Genomic DNA, 13,371 nt, shown 5'->3' with positions numbered 1-13,371 from the left:
TGCCGGGCTCGCGACAGGAGCACACCTTAGCAGGGGGAGTCGCAGCAGGCAGGGCCTGCGCGAAGGTGTGATCGCCCGACAGGCAGCACGCGTCCCGTTCATGAACGAATCTCCCAAGCGGTACCCGGAAAACCGAAGGTGGCAGATCCGCAGTGCGATGTTCCTTTCCTGTTGTCTGTCGTCTGTCGTCTGTCGGCGGAGTTCGGCGAATCCACCTTTGTCGGGTGATGCTCCGTCGTAGCTTGCTGTGCATGGGAGACGATAGAGGAGCATCGGGGCGATTTTGGATTCCTGGTTCCGGGGAGAGCGTAGGCGGCTGGCTGGACTTTTCCGGGACGCGGCCAGAACTCACGCTTGCCGATCCGCTGATCCCCGACGTTGTGCCGGCGATACCGCCGGGCGCGTCCGTGACGGTGGCCGAGCCGGCTGACCGGAGCGAACGATCCCTGACAACGACCGTCCATGGCATGCTGCGCACCCCTTCGCTCCGGGTGACACTCGTCGGCGCCCGCCGTGTGGGGCGCAGCTACGTTCTCGGCGGCACGGCCGACGATCCGGGCGAGGAGCAGTGGACGGCGGACTATGCCCTCATCGGACCTCATCAGGCAGGCAGCAGCACCGAATTCCGGCAGGTGCGGATCCGGCTCAGGCATCTGGATACATGGGCGGGACTGCGTGGTCTGGCGATGGAGCGCAGCCGGGACTGGCGCCGCATCACGCTGGCCTATGAGGCACCCCCTGACTCGGTTGTCGAGGTTCCCGCTCTCGGCGGGCGGCTGACGCTGAGCGCGCAGGTGGACGTGGAGGAGCCGAGCCAGGTCGGCGCGGGGCTTGCCCGCATCGCCGAGTTGCGGCTTGAGGTCGCCGCAGGCTGGACGGTGGACGAGGTGTGGCAGCGGTTCGTGCTGCCGATGTCGGAGATCCTCACCCTTGGGATGGATGTGTACTGCCCACCGGTGTGGGTGAAGGTCTTCTGCGAGCGCGAGCGCGAATGGCTGCAGCTGAGGCATCCCCAGATGGCCGAGCCCTCCTCCTACCTGCTCGACCACCATCTGGTTCTGCTGAGCCGCAGGGAGCTGAACATGCAGCACCTGGCTCAGTGGCTGCAGATCGCAGCTCGCCTCACCCCTGTGCCCGGCTTGGTGACCGAGCTCGCCCGGCCCACGGGCAGGACGCTGGACAACCAGCTGTTGGACATGACAGTCGCGGCCGAGGGATTGCACCGCATCCTGCGGCCAGGCGCACGAGTGATGACCCCGGGCCAGCACACGAGAGTCCGGCGCAGTGCGAGCCGTGCTGTCGAGCAGGAGATGCGCCAGAGAGTGCAGGAGGCGCTGGCCCACATCGACGCCCCCTCCTACAAGGAACGTCTCGCCCTGCTCGCCCAGCTGGCTCATCAGGCGCTACCCGGTATCGCGGGTGCGGCGACAGAGAACGGGACTGACACCACCGGGCTGTGGGAACGGCGTATCACGAAAGTGCGCAACGGATTTGCGCATCGCCTTCCAGGTGAAGGTGCGGCCCTGGCGGAAGAGGTGTGGCGGGAACGCGGCGTATTACTCCGGACGCTGCGCTGGGTAATCACCGGAGTGCTGCTGCTGGAAGCGGGGGTTGAATCGTCGATTCTGCGGCAACAGGTGATGCAATATCGCCCTTATGGCGACCTGCTGCGGCAGGCTGCCCGTTGGGTGCCAGAAATCTATGCTCCGACCCACGCTCCGACAGAGCCCACTTCTGGATCCGGCAATACTCAACCGCTCCCGGTCACGACTCATGAGAGATGCCTGGCCTCGCGTAAAGCGGGGTGGGCGTGGACGTGGACCTGTACAGCAGGGCCCCGCTCCGCATCAGCTGAACCGCAGTCGGGCGACAGCGCATCGAACTCCTGACAAATGATGAAATGTGGCGCTATTCACATCTACCCCATCCGCCAACAAAGGCGAATGAAATTCACTTCGACGCAGGAGGTGCCCGCCTCTTCTGACAGTTGACGCTAACGGAAGGCTTGCGTAGGCTCGGCAAGAGGTATCCAGTCGCATGGATGCCGCGCTCTAAAGCGGAGATATTCCCGTCGGCACGGATGGCAGACCATTGTCCGGCTATTTGTGTGTACACAAATGAAGACCTGCAGCTATCGACCACCAACCCCCCGAAAGTGGTGATTAGCCATGTCCTCTGAGAACTCCGAGCATGTCGCGGCTCTGGACTCCGTCATCGAATCCACCATCGCCCCACAGGCCGCCGAGGTCGACCGTGCCGGCTCCTTTCCTCGTGCCAGTGTCGACGCGCTGGCCAAGGCCGGACTGCTGGGGCTGATCAGTGCCGAGGAGGTGGGCGGGCGCGGCGTGGGCATGGCGCAGGCCGCTCATGTCGTCGAGCGACTGGCAGGTGCGTGTGGTTCCACGGCGATGGTCGTCTTGATGCACTACGCGGCCACAGCACTGGTGGAGGCGCACGGAAGCAAGGCGGCCCGCGAGGTGATCGCCCGAAACGAGCATCTGACCACGCTCGCCTTCTCCGAGGCCGGCTCGCGCAGCCACTTCTGGGCACCGCTCGGCACTGCGACCGCCGACGGGCAGCACGTGCGCCTCGACGCGGACAAGAGCTGGGTGACGGCGGCGGGTGAGGCCGACAGCTATGTGTGGTCCAGCAGGCCGCTGGCCGCCGATGGGCCGATGAGCCTCTGGCTCGTGCCCAGCGGCGCTGCAGGGCTCGACGTTCGCGGGCCTTTCGACGGGTTCGGGCTGCGAGGCAATGCTTCCAACCCGGTCAAGGCCCAGGCCGTCAGCGTGGGGCGCGAGGCTCTGCTCGGGACCGACGGGGCGGGGCTCGATCTCGCGCTGCAGTCGGCGTTGCCGTTCTTCCTTGTGCTCAACGCGTCGTTCTCGATCGGGCTGATGGAGGCGCTGGTGAGCGCTGCGGCCGATCATCTGGTGAGCACGCGGCTTGAGCACCTGGACCAGACGCTGGCCGAGCAACCGTTGCAGCGGGTCAGGTTCGCCCAGCTGCGTACGCAGGCCGACGCGGCCAGGACCTTCCGCGACGACACACTGGCCGCACTGGGCTCGGGCCGGGCGGATGCAACGCTTCGCGTGCTGCAGGCCAAGGCGGTGGCGGGCGAGGCGGCCGCCGAAGTCGCCGACGGGGTGATGCGCCTGTGCGGCGGATCGGCATTCCGCAGGTCAACGGGTGTCGAGCGGCTGTTCCGTGACGCGCTCGCAGCCAGGGTGATGGCGCCGACCACCGAGGCGCTGCACGACTTCGTCGGCAGGGCCACTCTCGGCCTTCCGCTGTTCTAGGGGGCATCGCATGACTCTGCTGATGGGCGCCGTCGCCTACGACCCGAAGGTCGTCACCATCTGGGGCGGTTTCCGCGCCTGGTTGAACGAGCACGGTTTCCCCTTCGACTTCGTGCTGTACTCCCACTACGAACGCCAGGCTGAGGATCTGGCCACAGGCCGGATCGACGCCGCGTGGAACTCGCCGCTCTCCTGGATCCGCAGCCGCCGTCTGGCCGAGACGAACGGCCGGGTACTGACGCCTGTGGTCATGCGTGACACCGATCGCGATCTCACCTCGCTCGTGGTGGTCCGCGCCGACTCGCCGTTCAAGGATCTGGCCGACCTCCAAGGGGAAACGGTGGCCGTGGGCGCGGTGGACTCACCGCAGGCGACCCTGCTGCCGCGCTCCTACCTGGCCGCACGCGGCCTGCGTGCGGGCGTCGAGGTGGACATCCGGCGCTTCGACGTGGGTGTCGGCCTGCACGGCGATCACATCGGCGGTGAGCGCGACGCCGCCAGGGCGCTGGCCGCGGGCACCGTGGCCGCCGCTTGCATGATCGACAGCAACCATCTGCTGTTCGGCAGGGAGGGCACACTGGCTGCGGGCAGTACGAGAGTCCTGGCACAGACGGAGCCGTTCGACCACTGCAACATGAGCGTGGGCGACAGCGTGCGGCCGGAGGTCACGCGGGCGTTCGGTGACCTGCTGCTGTCGATGTCCTACGCCGACCCGCAGGTGCGACCGCTGTTCGACATGGAAGGGCTGACGAGCTGGCAGCCGGGCCGCGTCAGCGGCTATCAGGCGCTGGAGCGCGCGGTCGACGAAACGGGCTTCTACAGCGGGGAAGGCGCCGTCACCGCATCGGAGTACCGGCCGTGAGCAGCGCCACCGGCCCCCTGCTCGACCTCGGCGACCTCGGGTTCGAGCAGGGGGCACACCTGCTGGTGCAGCGGGCGCTGGAGGATCTGCCCCCCGGTGCCGAGCTGAACGTGGCCGGGCTCGATCCGGCGCTCGTCGTGCACCTGGAGGCGTGGTGCCGCGCCAAGGGCCACCAGGCGCGGCGCCTGGACGACAACGACGACGGAGTCAGAGCGACCGTACGGCGCGGGCGCAGCGATCTGGACCGGTGGGCCAGGGCCGAACGGGCGGGAGGGCCCGGCCCCGGCGGCATCGTCGCCAGCCCTGACCCGAGTTGGGGGCTGGCGGCCAGAGGTGCGCTGGTCGAGCCCGGCGGTCCCCGGCTCAACGCCGACCTGCTGGACAGGGACGTGGTGTGGGCGGAGCTCGCGCCCAGCCTGTACGCGCACGCGGCAGCCGCCCAGTGGGATCCCGCGACCGCCGTACGGTGGGCTGCGGGTGCGGCACTCGCGCCCGAGATCGAGCGCGCGGTCGTACAGATCATGACCTTTCTGGTGGAGAACGAGCAGGCGGCCCTGGTGGTACCCGCACGGTTGCTGGCCCGCATTCATCCGCACTTTCGCGAGGTCCTGCAACTGCTCGCCGTGCAGGCGGCGGACGAGGCCAGACATGTGGAGGTCTTCACCCGCAGGGCGTTGCTGGGCGGTGGGGAGATGGGCACGTCGTCGGTCAGTGGGCGCGAGTCGCTGGCGACGTTGCTGACCGAGCCGGACTTCTCGCTTGCCTCCTTCCTGCTGTCGGTGCTCGGCGAGGGCAGCTTCCTCAACCTGCTGACCTTCATCGACAGGAACGCGCCCGATCCCGTCACCCGGCAGGTCGCCCAGTTGGCCCGGCAGGACGAGGCCAGACACGTGGCGTTCGGGGTAGCCCACCTGCAGCACCAGGGCAGGGTGGACCCGACCCTGCTGGGACGGCTTCGCGGCGCCGTCGAGCAGCGTCATCAAACGCTCATCTCCAGCGCGGGGCTGAACCAGGACGTGTTCGACGCCCTGGTACTGCTGGCGGCCGGGGAGTGGAGCCCCGCCGGCATCCGGCGCGGGTATGCCGCCGTCCAGGAGCTGCAGTACGAGATGGACCAGGGGCGTCAGCACCGTCTCATCCGGCTCGGTTTCCCCGGCGACGAGGCTGCCGAACTGTCGGCGCTGCACACTCGTAACTTCATGTGACGGGGTTACGGTCTTGACTGCGCCGCCAGGGCGAACGGGATTCGGTCGCGTGGGCGTGCGGTTCGATGCGCAGCGCGTAGGTGGGCGGGGTGTCGGTGATCGGGCCGAGATAGCTGTGGCCGGTCAGGTGGCACCAGGCCGGCAGGTCGAGGGGAGCTGCCGGATCGTAGGCGATCAGGTGGACCACGTCGCCGGGCGCGAGGGCGGCGACATGGTCAGCCAGGGACATCAGGAGCACGACGCACGAACGCAGGCCCCCGTCCAGGATGCTGGTGGGGGGGCCTTCGCTCATGGGCCGCTGGTCTCCACCGGCCGGCCGTCGACCTGCCATTCGAGCATGCCCTCGGACAACCGGCGGGCAGGCATGCCGTTGGCGGTGAGGAGACGGACCGCCTCCGGGGCGAACACACAATAGGCGCCCCGGCAGTAGGCCACGATCTCGTTGCCCGCAGGCAGCTCGTTCAGCCGGTCGGGCAGTTCGTTGATCGGGATGCAGACCGAGCCGGGGATGTGGCCGGCGTCGTACTCCTCCTGAGGGCGCACGTCCAGGATGGTCACATTGCCGGAGGCGGCGCGCTCCAGCAGTTCGGCGCGGGTGACCTCCTCGGTGTGCTCGCCGAGGTAGGCGGCCACCGCCACCTGCACGTCGGCCAGATAGGTGGCGGCGACGTTGCGCAGTCTGGCGTAGAGCTCCACCACGTCGGTGCCGGCCAGCCGGTAGAGGACCCTGGTGCCGTCTCGCCGGGTGGAGACGAGCCCTCCGTGCTTGAGCGTCTGCAGGTGCGCCGACGTGCTCGTGACACCGAGCCCGGCGGTCTGGGCGAGAACCTCGACACTCCTTTCTCCCTGGGCTAGCAGGTCAAGAAGCTCCAGGCGCTTCCCATGACCAAGAGCCTTACCGACACGGGCAATTTGGTCGAAAAGGGAGGCTTTCCTGCTGGCGTCTCCCACCATATAATCCTCCAAGGAGCAATGGATTAATGGATCCATGGAGGATTATAGCGTTCTTGCTGCGCTCTGTCCCCCTGCTGTCACCACGTGCTCATGTGCCCAAGAGACCTTCGCCATCAGTCGACGGGAGCTCTGCACCATGACCAAGACCGTTGTCGTCCTAGGCGCCGGAGTGGGGGGCCTGAATGTCGCCTCCCAGCTGCGCGATCGACTTCCCGAAACCGACCGTGTCGTCCTCGTCGACCAATCATTCGACGGCGTGCTCGGCCTGTCCCTGCTGTGGCTGATGAGAGGCTGGCGCTCGCCGTCCGAGGTTCGGGTACGTCCCACCGCCGACGCTTTGCGCGGCATCGAGATGATCTCCGCGACGGTCAGGCTGATCGAGCCCGAACGCCGCAAGGTGCTCACAAGCACGGGGGAGTTCACCGCCGACGCGCTGGTCATCGCCCTCGGCGCCGACCTCGCCCCCACGACGGTCTCCGGCCTCGCCGAGGCGCTCGAGTCCGGGCAGGCCGGAGAGTTCTACACCCCTGAAGGCGCGAGCAGGCTTCATGAGCAGGCCAAGGCTCTGCGCGGCGGACGCCTGGCCGTCCTCGTCGCGGGTGTGCCGTTCAAGTGCCCGGCGGCCCCCTTCGAAGGGGCATTGCTCCTGGCCGACCTGCTCAAGGAGAGCGGCGCGCGCGACCGGATCGACATCCAGACCTATACGCCCGACCCGCTGCCCATGCCGGTGGCGGGCCCGGTCGTGGGACAGGCGCTGGTCGACATGCTGAGCGCGTACGGCGTGGGCTTCAACGGCAAACGTGTCATCGAGCGCGTCGAGGCCGGTGAGCTCGTCTTCGCCGACGGCGGGCGGGAGGGCTTCGACCTGCTCGCCGTGGTCCCACCGCACCGGCCGCCTGCCGCGATCACCGGCACCACACTCGGCCCCTCGGGCTGGATCCCGGTCGAGACCCGCACCTTCGCCACCAGCACACCGGGGGTGTGGGCCCTGGGCGACGTGAGCGCGCTGACGCTCCCCAACGGGAAACCACTGCCGAAGGCGGCCGTCTTCGCCGAGGGCGCCGCCGACGTCGTCGTCAACGGGGTGCTCCGCCACCTCGGCTACGACGCACCTGAGCCGTGGTTCGACGGCCACGGCTCGTGCTACATCGAACTCGGCGACCATCTGGCCGCCAAGGGGGAGGGTGACTTCCTCGCCGCTCCTGGCCCTGTGGTGACCCTCCATGAGCCTTCACCGCAGTTCCACCAGGAGAAGGCGGCTCAGGAGAGCGACTGGCTCAAGCGCTGGAATGCCTAGCGCGGCATCACATGCTCAAGCTCGATGCGAAAGGCGTGGTAGAAATGCCCACCGACAACACGACCACGATACTCGCCGAGTTCGCCCGTGTGGCCAAGGCCATGGCGAATCCTGTACGTCTTCATCTGCTGGATCTGCTTTCCCAGGCCGAGCGGTGTGTGGACGACCTAGCCGTTGCGGCCAAGGTGCCGATCGGCAACACATCGGCGCAGCTCAAGGTGTTGCGCGACGCCGGGCTCGTGTGCAGTCGCCGGGAGGGCACGCGCATCTTCTACCGGCTGGCCGGCGACGATGTCGCCTACCTCTACGCCAATCTGCGCAAGGTGTCGAGACAGCGGGCAATGGAACCCGAGCATCGGGCGGCCGCTTTGCGGGCCGTTCCCGCCACACACCTGGTCACGCAGGAGGAACTGCTGCGCAAACGGGGTGACGGGCGCACCATGCTGCTGGACGTACGGCCTGTCCTGGAGTTCACCGCCGCGCACATCCCCGGAGCCGTGTCCATGCCCCTTGAGGAACTGCGGCTGCGCATGGACGAGATCCCGGTGGGTGTGGAGGTCGTCACCTACTGCCGCAGCGCGCACTGCCTGCTGGCCGGTGAGGCGGTCTGGCTGCTCAAGGCGCACGGGCGGTGTGCCAGGCCGCTGGAGGAGGGCATGCTCGAATGGCGGCTGCAGAGACTACCCCTGGAGGCCGGTCGGCCCGCCATCCACCGCACCCGCCCGATCAGGGCACGCCAGCACGTGCATCCGGTGGCGGCGGGCGCCTGACCGACGCTTGCGACAGTTGACGCTAACGGAAGGAGAAGAATATTCTCGGATGACTGCAAACGGCTGCGACCTCCCACTTCAGCGCGGGGGAGACGGCCCGCTGGCTAGGATCGCCACCATGAGCGGAGACTTGGACGAAGTGCTGCGCGCGATCGCCGAGCCACGGCGGCGCGCCATTCTGAGTCTCGTCGCGACCGAAGAACTGCCTGCGGGCCGGATCGCCGAGCACTTCGACGTCACGAGGTCGGCTGTTTCGCAGCATCTTCAGGTGCTGAAGGACGCGGGACTCATCGTAGAGCGCCGTGACGGCACCAGGCGGATCTACCGGGCCAGCGAGCACGCTCTCGGACAGCTCCGCGACGTGGTGGAGTCCCTGTGGCGCGAGAGCATGATGAGAGCCGCGGAATCGGTCGAGGGCACGGACACGGGAGCGCGCGATGAGACGGCGGTCGGCTGAGGGATCTGGCAGACTTGTGCGCGTTGTTCCGACGCCAATAGAGGTCACACCCATGAATAGCCCGACCGGGACCGGAGTCGAGCCGATCCGTCATGCTGTCAATGTGGAGGCGGACCAAAGTCGCACCTTCGGCACGTTCACCAAGAAGCTCGCCACCTGGTGGCCCATCGATTCTATTGCCATCGAGCCCGGAAAAGTGCGTGACGTCTGCCTGGAGGAATGGGTAGGCGGTCGCATTTACGAAGTGCTCGACAATGGCGAGGAGCGCGACTGGGGTCACATTCTGTATTGGGATCCGCCGCGCGGTGTGTCGTTCACGTGGGAGATCATCGAAGGGCCTGTCTTCACCGAGGTCGAACTCCAGTTCAAGGAGCTCGGCCCGGCCCTGACCCGGGTGGAGATGACACACAAGGGCTGGGAGAACCTCACGCCGCTGCTGATGGACTCCTATCTGGCGCACCAGACCGGCTGGCCGTTCATCCTGAGCCGCTTCCAGGACGCCTTCTCTGACTAATGCATGATCGAACTCCCCTTCGACGGCTGTCGAGGGGGAGTTCTCATGTTCGCTTCCGGTAGCCGATCCGGTACTCCGTATTATTCAAAAGATTCTTATACAATTTGTTCTCCCTGGTCGTGAGTTTTCGCTCTGACTTCGTGTTGACAGGCCTTCTGGGCTGATATTTCGTGCCTTCCAGACCTCCCTCTCGTGCAATGAGGTATGGACGGTGCCTGACCCGAAGTCTCGAATAAGATCTCTGCTGCTGGGACCGATGACGCTCGATCCCGGTGCGCTCGACCTCGTCCGGCGGGGATTCTCACCAGCGGTCCCGGAGGTGGCGCCAAAGCTCGACGCCGTGGTCCGCGCCTTCGCTGTCGGATACAACGCCATGCTCGCCGGACCTGTGGGTGAGCTGAGCGTCGACGACGTCGCCCCGGGGTTGCGCGGGTTCGCCGTGGAAGGTGCGGCGATGAGCGCGACGCTTCTCGACCTGCTCACCCTGTCCGGCGGCAGCCGACTATGCGCCCTGCACCATCTGACCGGTGGGCGATACGTTCATCTGATCCATGTCGGCGCCGGATGGGCCTTCGCCAGGCTGCACGTGCGCCCCTGGCGGGCGATCGCCGCGCATCGGCCCGTGCTGGGCTGGCTGGCCTGGGACGGCTGGGGCTTCCACCACGCCTTCTTCCGCTCCGACGCCGTCTACACCGGACAGGTGGAGCGCGCCGCGCGCACGAACGTGCTGCCGATGCGCGATCAGGGCATCGGGCGCGCACTGTGGTTCTACTCCGGCGCGGACCCCGCGCGGATCGCGCAGGTGATCGAAGGCTTCGCCGCACACCGGCGGGCCGATCTGTGGGCCGGTGTCGGTCTGGCCGCCGCCTACACCGGCGCTCAGACCCCCGAGGCACTGGAACGGCTGCTGCGGGCGGGCGCCGGGTACCACGACCACCTGGCACAGGGCGCGGCCTTCGCGGCCAAGGCCCACCAGGTGTCCGGTGTCGTCACCACCGACGTGGCCACCTCGGTGAAGCTCCTCACCGGAGTCGACCCCCAGACCGCGGCCGAGTGGACCGACGACGCCCTGCAGGCCGTCAGTGGGCTGAGCGACAGCCCGCGAACGTATGAGCGCTGGCGCACGGGCGTGCGTCACGCCTGGACCGTGCACACGGGAGGAGCAGCATGATGGCAGGACGCCTCAGATCGCATCTGGCGCAGATCGTGGCACTCGTCCTGGTGGTCGCAGGCTGGCAACTGGCACGCCCTCCGCAGGCCTCCTCACACAGCGCAGCCTCGCTGGCCTCCCGCTTCGCCTTCGAGGCGCATCCACTGAACACGGCCACCACCACCCGCACGATCAGGACCGTGGCACCGGCCTACCGGAAGATCGCACACTGGATCTCCTCCCTCGGCGCCGCCGTCGCGCTCGCCGACCTCGACGCCAACGGCAGACCGGACGACATCTGCCTGGTCGACCCCCGTGACGAATCGGTCCGGGTGCAGCCCGCCCCGACCAGCACCGCACGCTACGCCGCGTTCGAACTCAAGCCCACCGGCCTGCTCTACGACGCCACCATGGCGCCGATGGGCTGCGTGCCGGGCGACTACAACGAAGACGGCAAGAGTGACGTGCTCGTCTACTTCTGGGGGCGCTCACCCGTCCTCTACCTGCGCCAGGCCGATCCGCTCACGGTCACCTCGTTCTCCGTGCACGAGCTCGTCCAGCCGTACCAGGTGTGGAACACCAACGCGGTGACGCTGGGCGACTTCGACGGCGACGGCCACACCGACCTGGTGATCGGCAACTACTTCCCCGACGGGGCCAGGGTGCTCGATCCCAAGGCGGTGCAGCGCGAACTGCAGATGCAGGACTCGATGTCGGGCGGGTACAACGCCGGACGCAACCGCCTCATGCTCTGGCAGGAGGCCACGACGGGGGCCCGCTTCCAGGAGGCCAAGGGCGCTTTCACCGCGGAGATGGAGAACGGCTGGACACTGGCCCTGGGGGCACAGGACCTCGACGGCGACGGGCTGCCCGATCTCTACGTGGCCAACGACTTCGGCCCCGACCGGCTGCTGCGCAACACCTCGAACCCGGGCCGACCCAGATTCGAGCTGGTGCAGGGGGTTCGCCACTTCACCACGCCCAAGTCCAAGACGCTCGGCCTGGACTCCTTCAAAGGCATGGGCGTGGCCTTTCCCGACCTCAACCAGGACGACGTCCCCGACATCGTGGTCAGCAACATCACCGAGAACTTCGCATTGCACGAGAGTAACTTCGCCTGGGTCAGCCAGAGCGGCAACATCTTCGACGGCGACACCGTTCGCTACGACGACCACAGTGAACCCCTCGGCCTGTCGCGCTCGGGCTGGGGGTGGGACCTCAAGACCGGCGACTTCGCAGGTGACGGCCAGACCCAGATCATCCAGGCCACGGGCTTCATCAAGGGCACCGCCAACCGCTGGCCCGAGCTGCAGGAGCTGGCGATGACCAACGACGAGCTGCTCATCGACCCTGCCACCTGGCCTCGCTTCACCCAGACCGACGACCTGTCCGGCGACAACCCCGACCGCTTCTTCGCCAAGGGCGGCGATGGGCGCTACATCGACATCGCGTCGCGAATCGGTGTGGAGAACAGAGGACCGAGCCGGGGGCTGGCTCTGGCCGATGTCGACAGGGACGGCCGCCTGGACTACGCCGTGGCCAACCAATGGCGTCAGTCGCAGTTCTTCCGCAATGCCAGGAGCACGAGCCGTCCCTTCGTCGGTCTGAACCTCCAACGCCCGGTCGGCTCCTGCCAAGGTCCCCAGAGCAGCACCGCCACAACGACGGCCATCGGCGCCACCGCCCAGGTGCGCTCCGGTGCCGCAGGGGTGCGTACCGCGCAGTTCTACCCGGCCAACGGGCACGCCGGCGTCTCGGCGCCCGAGGCGATGATCGCGCTGTCCGCCCAGACCATGACCGCCGACGTGAGCCTGACCTGGCGTGACGTCTGCGGCACCCGCCACCACGCTGCGGTGAAGCTGACACCCGGCTGGCACACCCTCCTGCTCGCCACCGACGGATCAGCACAGGAGATCACCCGATGACCGGCAAGCCAGACCCCCGCACCAGCGCCCTGCGACGGTTCGCCACCTCGATCACCGCCTTCAACATCCTGGGACACACAGTGCTCGGGTTCGAGCAGGCTTACGCCACGCCGATCGTGGCGCTGCTCGTCGCCTATGTGGTGGAGCTCGGCCTGGAAAAGATCGACGCTGCCACCAACGGCAGGCCGGTGAAGTACGCGGGAGGGGCGCGTAACCTTGTCGACTTCCTGCTACCGGCCCACATCACCGCGCTGGCCTGCGCCATGCTGCTCTACGCCAACGACCGGCTGATGCCTGTGGTGTTCGCCGTCGTGGTCGCCCTGTGCAGCAAACACCTGATCCGGGTACGGCTGCGCGGCGCCTACCGGCACGTGCTCAACCCCTCTAACTTCGGCATCGTCGTCGTGCTGCTGCTCTTCCCATGGGTCGGGATCGCGCCGCCGTACCACTTCACCGAGTGGGTGAACGGGCCGCTGGACTGGATCATCCCGGTTCTGATCCTGGCCTCGGGAACGATGCTCAACGCCATGCTCACCAAGAAGACACCGCTGATTCTCGGCTGGGTGGGCGCGTTCGCGGCGCAGGCCGTGATCAGGACGGCTATCGACGGGACAGCCACCGTCACCGCATTGACCGTGATGACCGGTACCGCTTTCATCCTGTTCACCAACTACATGATCACCGACCCCGGCACCACACCGGTCAAGCCGAGCAGGCAGGTCATGTTCGGGGTCGCCGCCGCAACGGTGTACGGCCTGCTGGTGCATCTGCACATCTCCTTCGGCCTGTTCTTCGCCCTGGTGATCGTCTGCGCCATCCGCGGTCTCGCGCTCGCCGTCGTGTCCATGCGCCAGGGCGAGCAACCGGTACGGGCCGAACCCGTCGAGGCTGAGGCCGTGCCAGAGCTGATCAGCGGACAGGCCGTGAACAGGACATGA

Annotated in this window: 13 protein-coding genes; 11 read left to right on the top strand and 2 right to left on the bottom strand. The window is 67.4% G+C overall.

What is annotated here, in order from left to right:
- The first annotated feature begins 227 nt into the window (after positions 1-227).
- The 4 genes from ACTWNK_RS22590 to ACTWNK_RS22575 all read left to right on the top strand — a co-directional run bounded on the left by ACTWNK_RS22590 (position 228) and on the right by ACTWNK_RS22575 (position 5,366).
- Positions 228-1,889 carry an ApeA N-terminal domain 1-containing protein gene (locus ACTWNK_RS22590; RefSeq protein ID WP_474310954.1) on the top strand — a complete coding sequence of 554 codons (1,662 nt, stop codon included), beginning with the start codon at positions 228-230 and terminating at the stop codon, positions 1,887-1,889.
- A 279-nt stretch (positions 1,890-2,168) separates the two neighbouring features.
- Positions 2,169-3,299 (top strand): acyl-CoA dehydrogenase family protein, encoded by a 1,131-nt coding sequence (locus tag ACTWNK_RS22585; protein WP_474306458.1) that lies wholly within the window; start codon positions 2,169-2,171, stop codon positions 3,297-3,299.
- A gap of 10 nt (positions 3,300-3,309) precedes the next feature.
- A complete protein-coding gene (locus ACTWNK_RS22580; RefSeq protein WP_474306457.1) occupies positions 3,310-4,161 on the top strand; it encodes a phosphate/phosphite/phosphonate ABC transporter substrate-binding protein in 852 nt (283 codons plus the stop codon).
- Entirely contained in the window at positions 4,158-5,366 is a 1,209-nt protein-coding gene (locus ACTWNK_RS22575) for a hypothetical protein (protein ID WP_474306456.1), read from the top strand. The genes ACTWNK_RS22580 and ACTWNK_RS22575 overlap by 4 nt, the downstream gene beginning before the upstream one ends.
- On the opposite strand, the gene ACTWNK_RS22570 is transcribed toward ACTWNK_RS22575, so the two are convergent.
- The gene (locus tag ACTWNK_RS22570) at positions 5,359-5,658 is read right to left on the bottom strand and encodes a sulfurtransferase TusA family protein (protein ID WP_474306455.1); all 300 of its coding nucleotides are present in this window, start codon (positions 5,656-5,658) and stop codon (positions 5,359-5,361) included. The genes ACTWNK_RS22575 and ACTWNK_RS22570 overlap by 8 nt on opposite strands.
- Entirely contained in the window at positions 5,655-6,320 is a 666-nt protein-coding gene (locus ACTWNK_RS22565; protein ID WP_474306454.1) for an ArsR/SmtB family transcription factor, read from the bottom strand. The genes ACTWNK_RS22570 and ACTWNK_RS22565 overlap by 4 nt, the downstream gene beginning before the upstream one ends.
- A gap of 136 nt (positions 6,321-6,456) precedes the next feature.
- Here ACTWNK_RS22565 and ACTWNK_RS22560 point away from each other — a divergent pair, with 136 nt between their 5' ends.
- The 7 genes from ACTWNK_RS22560 (at position 6,457) to ACTWNK_RS22530 (ending at position 13,371) form a co-directional block, all read left to right on the top strand.
- On the top strand, positions 6,457-7,617 hold the full coding sequence (locus ACTWNK_RS22560) for an NAD(P)/FAD-dependent oxidoreductase (RefSeq protein WP_474306453.1): 1,161 nt from the start codon (positions 6,457-6,459) through the stop codon (positions 7,615-7,617).
- 44 nt (positions 7,618-7,661) lie between these two features.
- Positions 7,662-8,387 (top strand): ArsR/SmtB family transcription factor, encoded by a 726-nt coding sequence (locus tag ACTWNK_RS22555; RefSeq protein WP_474306452.1) that lies wholly within the window; start codon positions 7,662-7,664, stop codon positions 8,385-8,387.
- Positions 8,388-8,505: 118 nt separating this feature from the next.
- Complete coding sequence (locus ACTWNK_RS22550) at positions 8,506-8,844, top strand: ArsR/SmtB family transcription factor (protein WP_474306451.1); 339 nt, start codon at positions 8,506-8,508, stop codon at positions 8,842-8,844.
- Between the two features lie 52 nt (positions 8,845-8,896).
- Entirely contained in the window at positions 8,897-9,358 is a 462-nt protein-coding gene (locus tag ACTWNK_RS22545) for an SRPBCC domain-containing protein (RefSeq protein WP_474306450.1), read from the top strand.
- Between the two features lie 256 nt (positions 9,359-9,614).
- Positions 9,615-10,529, top strand: coding sequence for a DUF1702 family protein (locus ACTWNK_RS22540; protein WP_474306449.1), 915 nt, complete (start codon positions 9,615-9,617; stop codon positions 10,527-10,529).
- Entirely contained in the window at positions 10,526-12,433 is a 1,908-nt protein-coding gene (locus ACTWNK_RS22535) for an FG-GAP repeat domain-containing protein (RefSeq protein WP_474306448.1), read from the top strand. Before ACTWNK_RS22540 ends, ACTWNK_RS22535 begins: the two co-directional genes overlap by 4 nt.
- The gene (locus ACTWNK_RS22530) at positions 12,430-13,371 is read left to right on the top strand and encodes an enediyne biosynthesis protein UnbU (protein WP_474306447.1); all 942 of its coding nucleotides are present in this window, start codon (positions 12,430-12,432) and stop codon (positions 13,369-13,371) included. Before ACTWNK_RS22535 ends, ACTWNK_RS22530 begins: the two co-directional genes overlap by 4 nt.

The organism is Nonomuraea sp. IBHARD001, from assembly GCF_056106265.1.
This window is presented reverse-complemented; position numbering and strand designations above follow the sequence as displayed.